Source organism: Frateuria flava (assembly GCF_017837635.1).
In the GTDB taxonomy this organism is placed as follows: domain Bacteria; phylum Pseudomonadota; class Gammaproteobacteria; order Xanthomonadales; family Rhodanobacteraceae; genus Frateuria_A; species Frateuria_A flava.
In genome coordinates this window covers 15460-31288 of the sequence record NZ_JAGJRS010000034.1, presented here as the reverse complement: position 1 = coordinate 31288, position 15829 = coordinate 15460, and the positions used below count along the sequence as shown (strand labels likewise).

Annotated in this window: 18 protein-coding genes; 8 read left to right on the top strand and 10 right to left on the bottom strand. The window is 68.0% G+C overall.

The annotated features are described in order from the left end of the window. Positions 1-11: 11 nt before the first annotated feature. Together J7I44_RS15055 and prmB are read right to left on the bottom strand one after the other, a co-directional pair. A complete protein-coding gene (locus J7I44_RS15055; protein WP_209622692.1) occupies positions 12-548 on the bottom strand; it encodes a GNAT family N-acetyltransferase in 537 nt (178 codons plus the stop codon). Between the two features lie 21 nt (positions 549-569). Next, entirely contained in the window at positions 570-1490 is a 921-nt protein-coding gene (prmB, locus tag J7I44_RS15050; RefSeq protein WP_209622689.1) for a 50S ribosomal protein L3 N(5)-glutamine methyltransferase, read from the bottom strand. A 90-nt stretch (positions 1491-1580) separates the two neighbouring features. On the opposite strand from prmB, the gene asd reads away from it, so the two are divergent. Together asd and J7I44_RS15040 are read left to right on the top strand one after the other, a co-directional pair. Beyond that, a complete protein-coding gene (asd, locus tag J7I44_RS15045) occupies positions 1581-2432 on the top strand; it encodes an archaetidylserine decarboxylase (RefSeq protein ID WP_209622685.1) in 852 nt (283 codons plus the stop codon). 88 nt (positions 2433-2520) lie between these two features. Beyond that, a complete protein-coding gene (locus tag J7I44_RS15040) occupies positions 2521-2973 on the top strand; it encodes a hypothetical protein (protein ID WP_209622682.1) in 453 nt (150 codons plus the stop codon). Between the two features lie 83 nt (positions 2974-3056). Here the strand turns inward: J7I44_RS15040 and J7I44_RS15035 are convergent, their stop codons facing one another. Further along, the gene (locus J7I44_RS15035) at positions 3057-4538 is read right to left on the bottom strand and encodes a transglycosylase SLT domain-containing protein (protein WP_209622679.1); all 1482 of its coding nucleotides are present in this window, start codon (positions 4536-4538) and stop codon (positions 3057-3059) included. A 140-nt stretch (positions 4539-4678) separates the two neighbouring features. Between J7I44_RS15035 and J7I44_RS15030 the strand changes: the two genes are divergently transcribed. From J7I44_RS15030 to greB, 3 genes are read left to right on the top strand one after another with little or no spacing between them, the layout of a single operon-like run. Then, complete coding sequence (locus tag J7I44_RS15030) at positions 4679-6172, top strand: helicase HerA-like domain-containing protein (RefSeq protein WP_209622676.1); 1494 nt, start codon at positions 4679-4681, stop codon at positions 6170-6172. Further along, positions 6172-7431: a hypothetical protein gene (locus tag J7I44_RS15025; RefSeq protein ID WP_209622674.1), complete on the top strand. Its 1260-nt coding sequence runs from the start codon at positions 6172-6174 to the stop codon at positions 7429-7431. The genes J7I44_RS15030 and J7I44_RS15025 overlap by 1 nt, the downstream gene beginning before the upstream one ends. Then, a complete protein-coding gene (gene greB, locus J7I44_RS15020) occupies positions 7428-7934 on the top strand; it encodes a transcription elongation factor GreB (RefSeq protein WP_209622670.1) in 507 nt (168 codons plus the stop codon). Before J7I44_RS15025 ends, greB begins: the two co-directional genes overlap by 4 nt. On the opposite strand, the gene J7I44_RS15015 is transcribed toward greB, so the two are convergent. The 3 genes from J7I44_RS15015 to rimO form a co-directional block, all read right to left on the bottom strand. Beyond that, positions 7919-8323 carry a YidH family protein gene (locus tag J7I44_RS15015; RefSeq protein ID WP_209622666.1) on the bottom strand — a complete coding sequence of 135 codons (405 nt, stop codon included), beginning with the start codon at positions 8321-8323 and terminating at the stop codon, positions 7919-7921. The two genes, greB and J7I44_RS15015, sit on opposite strands and share 16 nt — an antisense overlap. 294 nt (positions 8324-8617) lie before the next feature. Beyond that, a complete protein-coding gene (locus J7I44_RS15010) occupies positions 8618-9412 on the bottom strand; it encodes a DUF3025 domain-containing protein (protein ID WP_209622663.1) in 795 nt (264 codons plus the stop codon). 6 nt (positions 9413-9418) lie between these two features. Then, on the bottom strand, positions 9419-10756 hold the full coding sequence (gene rimO / locus J7I44_RS15005) for a 30S ribosomal protein S12 methylthiotransferase RimO (RefSeq protein ID WP_209622660.1): 1338 nt from the start codon (positions 10754-10756) through the stop codon (positions 9419-9421). A 330-nt stretch (positions 10757-11086) separates the two neighbouring features. Between rimO and J7I44_RS15000 the strand changes: the two genes are divergently transcribed. Further along, the gene (locus J7I44_RS15000; RefSeq protein ID WP_209622657.1) at positions 11087-11755 is read left to right on the top strand and encodes a dienelactone hydrolase family protein; all 669 of its coding nucleotides are present in this window, start codon (positions 11087-11089) and stop codon (positions 11753-11755) included. Next, positions 11752-12168 (top strand): HIT domain-containing protein, encoded by a 417-nt coding sequence (locus J7I44_RS14995; protein ID WP_209622654.1) that lies wholly within the window; start codon positions 11752-11754, stop codon positions 12166-12168. Before J7I44_RS15000 ends, J7I44_RS14995 begins: the two co-directional genes overlap by 4 nt. A gap of 59 nt (positions 12169-12227) precedes the next feature. Here the strand turns inward: J7I44_RS14995 and J7I44_RS14990 are convergent, their stop codons facing one another. The 4 genes from J7I44_RS14990 to apbC form a co-directional block, all read right to left on the bottom strand. Next, entirely contained in the window at positions 12228-12713 is a 486-nt protein-coding gene (locus J7I44_RS14990; RefSeq protein ID WP_209622651.1) for a hypothetical protein, read from the bottom strand. Positions 12714-12807: 94 nt separating this feature from the next. Next, the gene (dcd, locus tag J7I44_RS14985; RefSeq protein WP_209622648.1) at positions 12808-13374 is read right to left on the bottom strand and encodes a dCTP deaminase; all 567 of its coding nucleotides are present in this window, start codon (positions 13372-13374) and stop codon (positions 12808-12810) included. A gap of 154 nt (positions 13375-13528) precedes the next feature. Further along, on the bottom strand, positions 13529-14083 hold the full coding sequence (locus J7I44_RS14980; RefSeq protein WP_209622644.1) for an NADPH-dependent FMN reductase: 555 nt from the start codon (positions 14081-14083) through the stop codon (positions 13529-13531). Further along, a complete protein-coding gene (gene apbC / locus J7I44_RS14975) occupies positions 14080-15174 on the bottom strand; it encodes an iron-sulfur cluster carrier protein ApbC (RefSeq protein ID WP_209622641.1) in 1095 nt (364 codons plus the stop codon). Before apbC ends, J7I44_RS14980 begins: the two co-directional genes overlap by 4 nt. 158 nt (positions 15175-15332) lie before the next feature. Between apbC and J7I44_RS14970 the strand changes: the two genes are divergently transcribed. Further along, a complete protein-coding gene (locus tag J7I44_RS14970) occupies positions 15333-15779 on the top strand; it encodes a DUF2147 domain-containing protein (protein ID WP_209622638.1) in 447 nt (148 codons plus the stop codon). Positions 15780-15829 lie beyond the last annotated feature (50 nt).

The window sequence follows — 15829 nt, the reverse complement described above, 5'->3', positions numbered from 1 at the left end:
CGTGTCGTGGACTAGTTTCCGATTCCAGGCCACTCGCGGGCGAGCATGGCGAACACCACGTCGTCCACCCACTCGCCGTGCAGCCACAGGCTTTCGCGGAAATGCGCTTCCTGGCGCATCCCCACCGCTCGCAACAAGGCCATGCAAGCGGTATTGCGGGGATCGACCGAAGCGTGGATGCGGCGCCAGCCCAGCACGTCGAAACCCTGGTGGAACAGCGCCTTCAGTGCCTCGCGTGCATAGCCCCTGCCTTGGTGCGCGGGCGCCAGGCTGATGCCGAACTCCACCGAGTCGCCCGGCGTAGCCGGCAGGCATACGCCCAGGTCGCCGATCAGCGCGTGGCCGTCGCGCAACCGGATGGCGCGCTGGAACCAGAGGCCCGGCGCCGGCTCGGCCTGCGTGTCGATGAACGCGCGCGCCTCCGCGACGCTGGCGGGGCGCCAGCCCTGGAAGCGCGCCACTGCCGGGCCGGCCCGGCAGGCGTACAGGGCATCGGCGTCCTCCGGATGCAGGCGATCGAGCTGCAGGCGGTCGGTGGTCAGTTCCATGCGGCCGCCTCCTGCGATGGTTCAGCGACGCGCGTCGGCCGCGGTGCGGATCGCCACCGCATGTTCCACCAGGTCGCGGCGATCGATCGCGAACACGCCCATCGGCCCGACCTTGAACTCGATCCAGACAAAGGGCACCTGCGGCAGCAGCGCAGCCAGCGCGTGCTCGCTCTCGCCGACCTCGACGATGATCAGGCCGTCGTCGTTCAGGTGGTCGGCCGCCTGGTCCAGGATGCGCAGGCAGATGTCCAGGCCGTCCGCGCCCGAGGTGAGGCCGAGCTTGGGCTCGTGGCTGTACTCGCCGGGCAGCGCGGCGTACTCGTCCTCGGTCACGTAGGGCGGGTTGGAGACGATCAGGTCGTAACGACGGCCTTTCACGCCATCGAACAGGTCGGACTTGATCGCTTCCACGCGACCCTCGACGTGCTGGAACGCGATGTTCTCGCGCGCCAGCGACAGCGCCTCGTCGCTGATGTCGACGATGTCGACCTGCCAGTCCGGGTTGTACTCGGCCATGGCGATGCCGATGCAACCGGAGCCCGTGCACAGGTCCAGCGCGCGCCCGACGTGGCGACCGTCCAGCCACGGGGCGAAGCCCGACTCGATCAGCTCGGCGATCGGCGAGCGCGGCACCAGCGCGCGCCGGTCGCTCTTGAACTTGAGCCCCGCGAACCAGGTCTCGCCGACCAGGTAGGCCACCGGCAGACGCTCGTTGACGCGCCGCTCGATCAGTTCCAGCACGCGCTTGCGCTCTTCGGCGGTGAGCTTGCCGGCGCCGTAGGCCGGCGGGATGTCCGGCGGCAGGTGCAGGCTGGCCAGCACCAGGTGGGTCGCCTCGTCGATCGGGTTGTCGTGGCTGTGCCCGAAGGTCAGCCCGGCGGCGGAGAAGCGGCTGGCGCCGTAACGGATGAAGTCGATGATGCTGGCAAGTTCGGCGGTCACGGGCCTTTCCTGGCGGGCGCGGCGTAAGGGATCGGCGATTATCCCTCACCGCCGCGCTCAGGGCGAACCGCCGCGCCTTATACTGGCCGGATGACTTTCGCCGTCCTCGTCCAATACCTCATCCCCCACCGCGCCCTGTCCCGGGTGGTCTACTGGGCCACGCGCTGGACCTGGCGGCCGTGGAAAAATTTCCTGATCGGTCAGATCGTAGACCGCTACAAGGTGGACATGACCGAGGCGGCGCAATCCGATCCGTTTGCCTACCAGCATTTCAATGCGTTCTTCACCCGCAAACTGAAGCCCAACGCGCGGCACGAGGACGGCGACCCGACCGCGCTCATTTCGCCGGCGGACGGCCGTATCAGTCAGGCCGGCCGCATCGTCGACGGGCGCATCTTCCAGGCCAAGGGGCAGGACTACACCGCTGCCGAACTGCTCGGCGACGAGGCGGCAGCCGCGCCGTACCGCAACGGCGACTTCGTCACGATCTACCTCTCCCCGCGCGACTACCACCGCGTGCACATGCCGCTGGGCGGTACGTTGCGGGAGACCGTACACATCCCCGGCCGCATCTTCAGCGTGGCGCCCTTCGCGGTGGAAGCGATCCCGCGGCTGTTCGCGCGCAACGAGCGGCTGGTGTGCCATTTCGACAGCCCCAATGGCCCGTTCGTGGCGGTGATGGTCGGCGCCGTGCTGGTGTCCTCCGTCGCCACGGTATGGGACGGACTGGTGATCCCACCCTATGCCTCGGACATCCGTCGCAAATCGTTTGCCGGCCAGGACATCACCCTGGCCCGGTTCGCCGAGATGGCGCGCTTCAACATGGGTTCGACCGTCATCCTGCTGCTGCCGCCGGGGATGATCGAGCTGGACGCACTCCAGTCCCAGCAGACGGTGAAACTGGGCCAGCGCCTCGGACGCCGGCCGCTACCAGGCAACTGACGCAAAACGTCATTCTGTGACGTTTTAGGCGTACTCGACCGTATCTGTTGGCTATGCTCCCGCCGTCAAACGGCTCGGGGGAGAACCCATGCGATCGATCGTTCCGCTCATTGCCTTCGTGCGCGGCCAGCAGTTGGAACGGCAGTTCCGCCGCATCGGCAAGACCCTGGATGCGCTGCCGGCCTCGGCCCGCGCCAGGCTGAGCCTGCTCACCCTGCGCGAGATCGGCCAGGCGGCGCGCAGCGAGTTCCCGCATCTGTACGGCACCCCGCCGCAGGACCGCTACCTGCCCTGGGGTCGCGGTACCGCTACCGGCTTTGCCCGCGCCTGTTCGGACAACCCCGAAGTCGCGCTGCGCGGCACGGCGCTGTGGCTGGCGGTGGCCTACCACGAGACCAAGGATTCGCCCTACGCCTTCGTGCGCTCGCGCCATCGGCAGCTGTTGCGCGTGGTGCGCGAGCTGAAGGAGTTGCACGGTAACGGCGCCCATGAGCGCGAGGGCGTGGTCGAGAGCTGGATGCAGTCCGGCGCTGCGGCCTGAGCCGGGGATAGACAGGGTGGGCTGAAGCCCACCCCACGTGCCACGGATCGCGCAGGGTGGGCTTCAGCCCACCGCCGCACTCCTCAGCGCCGGCAGGACGGCAACCGCAGCACCTGCCCCGCACGGATCCGATGGTGCTTGAGATCGTTGAGGTTGGACACCTCGCGCACGTCCGAACAGCCCAGCTTGTGCACGATCCCGAGCAATGTGTCGCCATGCCGCACGATGTAGCGCGAGTGCGGCTGCACGGTACGCTTCGGTTCCGGCTTGACCACTTCCGGCACCACCGCAGCATGCAGGTCGCTCGCCAGGATCGGCCACGGCCCATCGACGCAGCGCGAGGCGTAGACGGACTCCAGTTCCCTGGGCACCTTCAGTTGGCTGCCGACCGGCTGCTCGTCCTGCGGGTTCAGTCGCGGATTGAGGTTGCGCAGCGTGCGGAACCAGCCATCGTCCATGCCCTGCGCCGAACCCATGCAGATGGTCAGCTCGGACAGCGAGGCCGGACGCTTGAGCGTGATGCGTCCCGGCGCGCCGTCGATCTTAGGGAAGTTGAGGTTGTAACTGTCCGGATGCAGGAACAGCCACGCCGCGGCCAGCACCGCCGGCACGTACTCGCGGGTTTCTGCCGACAGCTGGTTGTAGATCGCCGGGTCGTAGAAGCTCACGCCGGTGTTGCCGTTCACCAGCCGGCGCATGCGCCCCTCGCCGCCGTTGTAGGCGGCCAGCGAAAGCTCCAGGTTGTCGTTGAACGCCTTCAACTGCTCGTCCATGTAGGCGGCATTCGCCCGCGCCGCCTCGGACGGATCGAAGCGCGTATCGAAGCCGTCCCGGCTGTTGAGGCCGAAGCGCAGGCCGGTCGCGTACATGAACTGCAGCGGGCCGGCCGCGCCCGAGCGGGACACCGCGTGCACCTTGCCGTGGGACTCCTTGGCCATGATGCCGAACAGCAGCGCCTCCGGCAGGTCGGCCTTGTCGTACTGCGGCCACATCTCGTAGCGCATGTACTGGTAGTTGATCCAGGTGTCGACCAGGTTCGAGCGCCACTGCGTCAGCCACATTTCAAGTGCGGCCTTGACCGGGCCGTTCATGGCGATCAGTTCGGAGAGCTTGTGCCCACGCAGCAGGGTCACCGCGCGCTGCGCCTGGGGCAGCGCCGCAGCGCCGCCCGGCTTGCCGGCCACCGCTTCCTCGGGGGCGTCCTCGCCGACCGTTTCCAGATCCTCACCGGCGAAGAAGCTGCCGTCCTTCAGGCGCAGCAGGCGGTCGAACACCGAGTAGAAGCGTTGCGAGTCGCAGCCAGGCGTGGCGCCACAGCGCGCCGCGGCCTGCTTCAGGCTGTCCAGCGAATCCTTCAGGCTCTGCTCGGACGCCTGGTCGTCGCCTTCGCGTGCCTGTTGCAGCGCGGTCTCGTAGCCCTTGCTGGCCTGATCCAGTTGCGTATACAGCGCGTTGACGTCGCCGGAGGCGCGACTACCGCCGCCGCTGGCGCAGGCAGCGAGCAGGACGAGCCCGGCAGCCAGCGGCGCCAGGCGGAAACGATGGGCAAGAGTAGACAGCGGCATGACGAAAGCTTGACGAAGTGGACACATTCACCTTAGCGCATGCAGCCCTGATGCCAAAACCGCGGCGCCCGCCCGAACCTTCGAAATGCGACCTGCATCTGCTTGGCTACAATCGCGCATCCGACCGCGGAGTGCCTGCATTGACCGACATCCTGATTGGCCGCAACGACACCGCCGAGGTCGCCCTCGAATCGCGCTACGGCAACCGCCACGGCATGGTTGCCGGCGCTACCGGCACCGGCAAATCCGTCTCGCTGATGGTGCTGGCCGAGGGTTTCTCGCGGCTGGGCGTGCCGTGCGTGCTGGCCGATGTGAAAGGCGACCTGGCCGGCCTCGCCATGGCCGCAAGCGAGCCCGGCGACAAGATCAAGGCACGCCTGTCGAAACTCCGGCTCACCGACTGGCAGCCGCAGGCCGACCCGGTAATCTTCTGGGACCTCTACGGTAAGCAGGGTCACCCGCTGCGCACGACCGTCAGCGAGATGGGCCCTACCCTGCTCGGACGCGTGCTGGAGCTCAACGACACCCAGCAGGGCGTGCTGGAAATCGTGTTCAAGCTGGCGGACGACCAGGGCTGGCTGTTGCTGGACCTGGCCGACCTGCGTGCACTGCTCGCCTTCGTCGCGGACAACACCAGGGACATTTCCACCCGGTACGGCCTGGTCGCCAAGACCAGCATCGGCGCCATCCAGCGCGCACTGCTGGCGCTGGAGCAGGCCGGCGGCGAGAACTTCTTCGGCGAGCCGGCGCTGGAACTGGCCGATCTCATGCGCCAGGACATGAGCGGCCGCGGCGTGATCAACGTGCTCGCGGCCGACCAGTTGATCCTCAAGCCGCGCCTCTACACCACCTTCCTGCTGTGGTTGCTGTCGGAGCTGTTCGAGCAGTTGCCGGAAGTGGGCGACCAGGAGCTGCCCAGGCTGGTGTTCTTCTTCGACGAGGCCCACCTGCTGTTCGACGACTGCGCGCCCGCGCTGCGCCAGCGCGTGGAACAGGTCGTGCGCCTGATCCGCTCCAAGGGCGTGGGCGTGTACTTCTGTTCGCAGAACCCGGACGACGTTCCGGAGGACATCCTCGGCCAACTCGGCAACCGCATCCAGCACGCACTGCGCGCCTTTACCCCGCGCGACCAGAAGGCCGTACGCGCGGCCGCCGAGACCTTCGCGCCCAATCCGGGGCTCGACGTGGCCGAGGCGATCGGCCAGCTCGGCGTGGGCGAGGCGCTGGCCTCGACCTTGCGCGAGGGCGGCGTGCCCAGCCCGGTCCAACGGGTGCTGGTGACCACGCCGCGCTGCCGCATCGGCGCCATCACCGAGGCCGAGCGCGCGGCGGTACGCCAGCGCTCGCCGGTAGGAAGCAAGTACGACACGGCGGTCAACCGGGACTCGGCGGCGGAAATGCTTGCCCGTCGCGCGGACGAAAAGGCGGACGCCGACGCGGCCGCCACCGCGCCGGCGCCGAAACAGGAAGGTGACGCCTGGGGTGGGGCTGTGCACGACGCGCTGTTCGGCACCAAGCGCCGACAGGGCATGATCGAGACGATGGGCAAGCAGGTCGTGCGCACCATGGGCAGCCAGATCGGCCGGCAGATCCTGCGCGGCGTGCTGGGCGGCATCTTCGGCGGGAAGCGCTGATGCCGCACGTCGCCACCGTCGCAGCCGACACGCCATTCGGCGAGCGGCTGCGCCAGGGCTTCGGCTATCCCCTGCGCGGCGCCGCGCTCGCCACCTGCGTGGCGCTGGCGCTGGCCCATTACGTGGCGCTGCTGCCCGCGTTCATCGGCCTGCTGGGAGGCGCATTGGTATGGACCGCGACCTGGCGCTACGCGGCCGACTGCATGCAGCACACGGCGCACGGTTACGCCGACCCGCCGGACGTCGGCATCGATGGCAACGACACCGCCGGCTGGGCGCTGACGGCAATCCACCTGTTCGCCGTCGCCTGCGGCGTGATAGCAGGCGTGTTCTTCCCGTCGATGGTGTGGCCGGTGGTGGTGGTGTTCGCGCTGATCCTGCCCGCGGTGGATATGACCCTCGCCTTCGACGCCAACCTTGCGCTGGCGCTCAACCCCTTTCACCTGGCGCGTGTGGTGGCCGGCTTTGGCGGCGCCTACCTGGTACCGGTGGCGATCAACCTGTTGCTGGGCGTGCTGGTGGTGGTGGCGTCGCTGACCACGGCGATGCTGCCGCGCGTGCTGGCGGTGCCGCTGTTCGCTTTCGCCTGTACTTACCTGGTGGTACTGGCGTTCCATCTGATGGGCGGCATGCTGCACCAGCGCAGCGAGCATTTCGGTATCCAGGCGGATGCCGAGGCGTTGGCCGCCGAGGCTGGGCAGGACGAGGACAGCCGGCTCGCAACCCATGCCCGCGCGTTGGCGGCAGCCGACCCGCAAGCTGCCTTGCGGCTGCTCGCCGGCCGGCTGCAGGACCGCGTTGCGCCGCCGGTGCTGCACGAAACCTACCGGGAACTGATGCGGCAGCAGGGCATGCGCGACGGTCTGCTGGTGCATGGGCAGATCTGGATCGCCGCGCTGGTGGCCGGTGGCGAAGCGCGCAGGGCGCTGCGCCTGGTGCAGGAGTGCAGCGAGCTCGATCCTGCCTTTCTGCCGGATGACCCCGGTAATGCCGGGGTGCTCGCTGAAGCCGCGGCGCGGCACGGGTTGAACCGGATGGCCGTGCAGTTGTGCCGCGGCTTTTTGAAGGCCTGGCCGCGCGACGTGCGCGGGGCAGCGTGCGCTCTGCTGGGCGCCCGACTGCTCGCCGGCCCGCTCGGCCAGCCGGTGGAGGCGCTGGTGCTGCTTGGTCGCCTGGGCGAGCTTCCGGACAACCACCCGTTGCGACCGGACGTGGAAACGCTCACCGCGCAACTGCGCCAGACGGCGGGTGCGGCATGAGTCGCTGGCGTCCACCCGCACCCTCGTCCACGGCCATCGTCACCCGCGAGGGCTTCGAACGGCTTAAGGCCGAACTCGACCATCTCTGGCATACGTTGCGGCCTGAAGTCGTCAAGGCGCTGGCGGCCGCAGCGGCCGAGGGCGACCGTTCGGAGAATGCCGAGTACACCTATCGCAAGAAGCAACTGGGCGAAATCGACCGGCGCGTGCGCTATCTGAGCAAGCGCATCCCGCAGCTCAAGGTCGCCGAGGGCGCACCCGCCGATCGCCAGACCGTGTTCTTCGGTGCTTGCGTGAAGCTTGAAAACATCGACAGCGGCGATACGGTCCGTTACCGCATCGTCGGGCCGGACGAGACGGACGCCAGGCGCGGATGGATCAGCATCGATTCGCCGCTGGCGCGTGCGCTGATCAAGAAGAAGCTCGATGACGAGTTCGAAGCCGAGCTGCCCGCGGGCCGCACGCGCTTTGCCGTCGTCGCCGTGGATTACATGTCCGGCTGAGAGCTGAGCGCCGCCAGCTCCTGCCCTACATAGACCACCAGGAACAGGCCGAGCAACACCAGGATCGCCGCCAGCAGCTTCTCGCCCACCGGGCCGGCGTAATCCTCCATGCGCTCGTGCGCGATGTCGCGCCGGTTGCGCAGGAATCGCGCCGAGGCGAGCAGGATGATCAGCGCGCCGAACACGATCAGCAGCAGGCCGACCCACTCGGTCAGGCGCAGGTGCATGTGCAGCTTGTGCGCCGCGCGCGAGGCGTTCTGCGAGGCGTAGGTGATGAACAGGTCGAAGCGCTCGACCAGGAAGCCGAACGCCATCACCGCGATTGCCGTACGCACCCAGGCGAGGTAGGTGCGCTCGTTGGCGGCGTGGTCGTTGAAGCGTGGGATCACGCGGGCGCTCCACCGTGCGGAAGGGCTACTGTGCCGGGAGGGGCGTCAAGGGGTCGTGGGGTCGCACGATGGTCCGTCGCGTGCTGGTGAGCCGTGTGGTGGCTGGCCCGCGCTCCGGCCGCCCCCATCCGCCCTTCGGGCACCTTCCCCCGCGTGGCGGGGGAAGGCTCACGCCCGGAAACCGCGCCTGGTCCTCGCTCCGCATGGCGAGGGAAGGCTCACATCCGGAAACCGCGCATCGATCTTCCCCGCTTGCGGGAAAGGGCGGACGGGGTTGCCGGAGCAGGATGCCTGCTAGACCAGCAGTGGCTGCGGATACACCCGTCCCGCGCGCAACGGCTGATAACAGGGTGCTGATCGATGGAACGCTTCGCTCGCGTTGCCCTCATGCCAACCCGGGATCCCTGACAGCGGCAACGGCCGCAGTTCCTGCGGATCGCGCAACAGGCGCCGCTGCGCGATCGCTCGCGCCACCCGCTCGCAGGATGGGCCCTCCCCGATCACCGCGATCGCCTTGCCGACCAGCAAGCGGTGCGGCGTCAACGCGTGTTCGAGCAACGCATGCCCGAACACCACCAGTTCCAGCGAACCGTCCCGCCACGCGTCGCGCCGGCGCCAGAACAGGCCATGCCAGTCGTGCGCATCCCACAACGCCAGCAGCGTGGGATCGCGCAGCGCCAGGATCACGCCTGCCTCATCGAAATGCGTCAGCGCGCACTGCGGCCTCGTGCGGATCTTCGGGCCGACGCGCGCGATCTCGGCGACCTGCTGCGCGTTGAGCGCACGCTTGAGCGGCGCGTGGCGCAGCCAGGCCAGAGCGTTGAACAAGTCGTGCCAGTTGCGCTCGCGGGTGGCGATGGCCCCGGTTTCGGCGATGCGTTGCTCGTAGTGACGGCCGTCGGCCAGCAACGCCGGCGCCTGCGGTACGAAGCGCTCGCGCGTGCCGGCGGGCCAGCGCGCGTTCAAGGCGTCGAGCGCGGGCCATTGTGGCCCATCGAGCAGTTCCGCGAACTCGCCCCATCCGGCCAATGGCGGCCGCCCGAACACGGCCGGGTCGACCGACTCGCGCGCCGGCGCGACGTAGCGCATGGACGGCTAGACGACCTTGAGCAACGGCTGCGCCAGGCGCGCGTGCAGGTCGTGCTCGTCGGCGCTCTCGACCACCACCTGCACGAACTGGCCCGGCTTGAGCGCCTGGCCGTCGGCGATATGGACCAGGCCATCGATTTCCGGCGCATCGGCCGCCGAGCGCGCCACCGCGCCCTCAGCGCCGGCCTCGTCGACCAGCACGGTCAGCGTGCGGCCGAGCTTGCGCTGCAGCTTGGCCGCGGAAATCTCCGCCTGGACGGCCATGAAGCGTTCGAGGCGGTCTTCCTTCAGCTCTTCGGAAACCGGATCGGGCAGCTCGTTCGCCCGGGCGCCCTCGACCGGCGAATAGGCGAAGGCGCCCACGCGGTCGAGCTCGGCCTCGCGCAGGAAGTCGAGCAATTCCTCGAACTCGGCGTCGGTTTCACCCGGGAAGCCAACGATGAACGTGCTGCGCAAGGTGATGTCCGGCACCGCGGCGCGCCAGTTGCGGATGCGCTCGAGCGTTTTGTCGATGTTGCCGGGCCGCTTCATCAGCTTGAGGATGCGCGGGCTGGCGTGCTGGAACGGGATGTCCAGGTACGGAAGGATCTTTCCCTCGGCCATCAGCGGCATCACCTCGTCCACGTGCGGGTACGGGTAGACGTAGTGCAGTCGTGTCCAGACGCCGAGCTCGGAGAGACCCTGGCACAGCTCGGTCATGCGTGTGCGGTAGGCCTTGCCGCGCCACTCGCGCTCGGCATATTTCAGGTCCACGCCGTAGGCGCTGGTGTCCTGCGAAATGACCAGCAGTTCCTTCACGCCGCCCTTGACCAGCCTCTCCGCTTCGAGCAGCACCTGATCCACCGGGCGCGAGACGAGGTCGCCGCGCATCGAGGGGATGATGCAGAAGCTGCAACGGTGATTGCAGCCCTCGGAGATCTTCAGGTAGGCGTAGTGCTTGGGCGTCAGCTTGATGCCGGTGTCGGGGATGATGTCCAGCAGCGGATTGCGCTGCGGCGGCAGCGCCGTGTGCACTGCGCTCATCACGCTGGCGTAGTCCTGCGGGCCGCTGATCGAGAGCACCTCCGGATAGGCCTCGCGGATCAGTTCCGAGCGCTTGCCCAGGCAGCCGGTGACGATCACCTTGCCGTTCTCGTGCAACGCCTCGCCGATGGCGTCCAGCGACTCCTGCACCGCCGCGTCGATGAAGCCGCAAGTGTTGACCACCACCGCATCAGCCGCCTGGTAGCTGGGCACGATCTCGTAGCCCTCCACCTTCAGCTGGGTGAGGATGCGCTCGGAATCGACCAGCGCCTTGGGACAGCCGAGGCTGACGAAACCGATCTTGGGGGAAGCCTGCGACATGGAGTGCTACCGGGAGAGTGCTGGGTAAACAGGCAATTATAGGGGAACGGGGAGCGGCAGGACGCCACGTCCCCGAGCCTCCCCGCGAACACGCGGAAGGTGCCGACAGGCGGATGGGGGCGCCTTTGGGCGTGATGCACAGGGTGAGCCTTTCGCAAGACCTCCCCCATCCGCCCTACGGGCACCTTCCCCCGTGAACGGGGGAAGGATCGAAGCAACCGCCGCCCTCCTTCAACATGACGACGACCGGCACCGCGGCAATCTGCATGTTCGCCGTTCCCTGCCCGATACAATGCGCACACCACCCGCCGCCCCCACAGGAGCATCACCATGGGCCAGTCCATCAACATCCCTACCAGCGGCACGCAGTGCATCGGCGGCTACCTTGCCCGGGCGGAGGGCAAGCCCAAGGGCGGCGTGGTGGTGATCCAGGAGATCTTTGGCGTCACCGCGCACATCCGCGATGTGGCGGACCGCCTGGCGGCGGCCGGCTACACGGCGATCGCGCCGGCGTTCTTCGACCATCTGGAAAGCGGCCTGGAGCTCCCTTACGACGACAGCGGCATGCAGCGCGGCAAGACGCTGGTCACCGAACTGGGCCTGGAACGCGCGGTGGAGGATGTCGCCAGCGCTGCCGAGGCGATCGGCTCGGCCGGGCGCATCGGCACCGTCGGTTTCTGCTGGGGCGGCACCGTGGCGCTGCTCTCCGCGTTACGGCTGGGGCTGCCGTCGGTGAGCTATTACGGCGCGCGCAACCTGCCCTTCCTGGGCGAAACGCCCAAGGCGCCGGTGATGTTCCACTTCGGCGAGCACGACCGGAGCATCCCGCCTGAAGCCGTAGCCAAGCACCGCGAACGGCTGCCGCAGATGGATGTCTTTACCTACCCGGCGGGCCACGCCTTCAACCGCGACCACGATCCGCACTACGACGAAGCCAGCGCCCGGCTGGCGTGGCAGCGCACGATGGGCTTCTTCGACAAGGAGCTGGCGGGCGCATGAGCAGCATCGGATTCGAGCTCGATCCACGCTTGGCGGCCGATACCGTCCCAGTGGCGCGGCTGGACCTTTGCGAGGCGCGTCTGATGAACGACGCGCGCTTTCCCTGGCTGGTGCTGGTGCCGCAACGGGCGGGGCTGGTGGAGATCGCCGACCTGACGCCTTCGGAACGGACGCTGCTGTGGCACGAAACCGACCGCGCCGGCGCTGCCCTGCGTGCGGTGGCGCCGTGCGACAAGCTCAACCTGGGTGCGTTGGGCAACGTCGTGCGCCAGTTGCACGTGCATGTGGTGGCGCGTTGCGAAGGCGACGCCGCGTGGCCTGGCCCGGTGTGGGGCAGCGGCCCCGCGCTTGCCTACGCGCGGGACAGGCGCGACGCCCTGCTCGATTGCCTGCGCGAGGCGCTGTCTCGCTGATCACCATCAGGCTTGTAGAAACCGCCTGCGGTTTCTACAGGCCAGACCGGCACGTGGCTTCAGTACTGCTGGTCGGTACGGCCGGACGCGTCCTTGCCCTGCAGTTCGTCGTTCATCTTGACCGGGGCGTGGTAGTCCTCCAGCGCACGGGCCTTGGTTTCGACGGGGTTGATCTTCTTCAGCTCGCCATCGTCGTCGTAGTAAACGGCAAAGCCGTAGTCGAGCACCATGCGCGCCATGAACTGCAGGTGGGTCTTGCGGATCTTGGAGTCGTCGCTGGGCAGCAACAGCACGGTCTTGGGCAACTTGCCGACGTCCTTCAGGTAGGCGAAGTGGCTGCCGGTATCGAGCGCGGAAAGCACTGCGCCATCGACCAGGAACTGGCCGCTCTTGTAGGCCTTGAGCGTGGTATCGAACTCGTTCTGCGCCTTGGTCATGGCGGCCTGTTCCTTGACGCTGCTGCCGTGGCAGCCGCCCAGCACCAGCAGGCTGCCCAGCAGGAGCGCGGCGCCAGCGCGGTGGAACATCGTGGTAAAGCGGGTCATGGGGATCTCCTGGGTCGAACCTGGGAACAGGCGCAGTGTAGCGCCGGGCAAAGGCGCGCCGGCCGCTCCTGGCCGGTGCGATTCAGGCGGCCGCTCAGGTACGCGGCAGGGTCACACCCTGCTGGCCCTGGTACTTGCCGCCACGATCCTTGTAGCTGGTCTCGCACTCCTCGTCGGACTCGAGGAACAGCATCTGCGCAACACCCTCGTTGGCGTAGATCTTGGCCGGCAGCGGCGTGGTGTTGGAGAACTCCAGCGTCACGTGGCCCTCCCACTCCGGCTCCAGCGGCGTCACGTTGACGATGATGCCGCAACGCGCGTAGGTGCTCTTGCCCAGGCAGATGGTGAGCACCTTGCGGGGGATACGGAAGTACTCGACCGTGCGCGCCAGCGCGAAGGAGTTGGGCGGGATGATGCACACATCGGCCTCGACGTCGACGAAACTGGTCGGATCGAACGCCTTCGGGTCGACGATGGTCGAATTGATGTTGGTGAAGATCTTGAACTCGCGCGCGCAGCGCACGTCATAGCCGTAGCTGGAGGTCCCGTAGGACACCAGCTTGTTGCCCTCGCGCACCTTCACCTGACCTGGCTCGAACGGCTCGATCATGCCGTGCCCTTCGGCCATGCGGCGGATCCACTTGTCGGACTTGATGCTCACGCGGCGCTCCATCGGTGCCCGGCTGCCGGGCGCAAAGCGGGAAAAATACACGGTCGGACAGGCCCGACGCCACCTCCGGCCATGGGCACGCGACTCGCAGGGAGGGCTTCAGCGCGCCCGGCCCCCTGACCGGGGAGGTGGGCCGACGCCCACCCTATGCCGGCACGTATGCGGCCAACGCATGCTCCAGGGCAGCCAGCAAGGCGCGCAACTCGGCGCAGCGCTGCGGACTTGCGAGCACGTCGTCATGACTGCAACCGGCGCCGGGCAACGCCACCGTGCCACAGGCGCCGCCCAGGACGCGGGCCGACATCGTCCGCAGGATTTCCTCCAGCGCCTCCTGCGCATGATGGGAGCCGCGGCCGGAGGTATTGATCAACGCCACCGGCTTGCCGGGAAACTCCAGGCTGCCGACCAGCCAGTCCAGCAGGTTCTTGAAGGTCCCGGGGACGCCATGGGCGTATTCCGGGCAGGCGATCAGCAGCGCGTCGGCGTGCCCGACCGCCTCGCGCAGGACCCGCGCCGCAGGCGGTACGGCCGCAAGTTCGACGTCCGGATTAAAGGGTGGCAGGGCCGCAAGCCCGTCGTAGAGCACCAGTTCAAGGCCGGCGGGCGCGAGCCCCCGGGCCGCCTGCAACGCGGCCGTATTGGCGGAGCGCTGGCGCAGGCTCCCTGAAAGACACAGCACCCGCCTCCGGGATGCGCTCATGCCGAAGGGGCGTTCTGCACCACGATCTTGCCCAGCCCCAACGATTTGTTGCGCGGCTGGCGCGATAGCCGGCCGGCGGCGTTGCGCGCGATCTCCCGATAGCGTGCGGCGAGGTCCGACTCGGGCATGGCCGCGACCGTGGGCGTGCCGCCGTCGGCCTGTTCCCGGATGCGGATGTCCAGCGGCAGCGAGCCCAGGTACGGCACGGCGTACTGCTCGGCCATGCGCGCGCCACCCCCGGCACCGAAGATGTGCTCCTCATGACCACAGTTGGAGCACACGTGAGTGGCCATGTTCTCGACCAGGCCCAGTACCGGCACCTCGACCTTCTCGAACATCTTCAGCGCCTTGATCGCGTCGAGCAGCGCGATGTCCTGCGGCGTGGTGACGATCACCGCACCGGCGACCGGCACCTTCTGCGAGAGCGTGAGCTGGATGTCGCCGGTACCGGGGGGAAGGTCGATCACCAGGTAGTCGAGCATGTCCCAGCGGGTGTCGTTGAGCAGCTGCATCATCGCCTGGGTGACCATCGGGCCACGCCAGATCATCGGGGTCTCCGGATCGACCAGGAAGCCGATCGACATCGCCTGCAAGCCATGGGCTTCCATCGGCGTGATGCTCTTGCCGTCGGGCGACTGCGGCTTGCCTTCGATGCCGAGCATGCGCGGCTGGCTGGGGCCATAGATGTCCGCGTCCAGCACGCCGACTCGCGCGCCCTCGGCCTTGAGCGCCAGCGCGAGGTTCGCCGACACCGTCGATTTGCCCACGCCGCCCTTGCCGGAGGCGACCACGATGATGTTCTTGATGTTCGCCAGTGGCGCCAGCACGCCCTGAACCTTGTGCGGGTGGATGCGACTGGCGATCGACACGCTGGCCGCGTCGATCGCCGGGTCGGCTTCCAGCGCGTGGCGCACGCGCGCGGCCAGCTCGTCGGCCACGGAGGCGGCCGGATAGCCCAGCTGGATGTCCACCGACACCCGCGTACCATCGACGCCCACCGCCCGCACCGCATCGGCCAGGGGTGCGCCGGTATGGGGGTCGACCAGGTCGACCAGCAACTGGCGCACGCGCACCTCGTTCACTTCGCTCATGGGAAAACTTCTAGGATTCGCAGGCCGCCCATTATGCCAGCCGCGGGCCCTGCCCCGGCTGATGCAGGTCAGCCGACAGGCGTTGCGCAACGCAGCTTGACGGCCCCGCGGCGGCTCGCCAGTCTGCGCACCGTACGCTTTCGTACAGGAGGGCAACCATGAAGCAACTGTTCCGTCTGGCGCTGGCCGCCGGCCTACTGTTCGGCAGTGCCGCCGTCTACGCCGCCAACGACACCCCGGTCGGCACCTGGAAAACGATCGACGACCAAACGGGCAAGGCCAAATCCATCGTGGAAATCACCGAACAGAACGGTGAGCTGCAGGCCAGGGTGCTCAAGGTGCTGCAGTCGGACGAGGGCCCGAACCCGACCTGCCGCAAGTGCGAAGGCGAGCGCAAGGACAAGCCGGTCGAAGGCATGGTGATCATGTGGGGCGTCACGCGCGACGGTGACAAATGGGACGGCGGCAAGATCCTCGACCCGCACAACGGCAAGACCTACAAGGTCAAGCTCAGCATGCTCGACGGCGGCCAGAAGCTCGACGTGCACGGCTACATCGGCTTTGCTCTGCTCGGCCGCAGCCAGGTGTGGGAACGGCAGGAGTAAGCCGTAACGTAGGAGCCCGCTTGTGGGCGATCCGCTTGTCTCGCCCACGC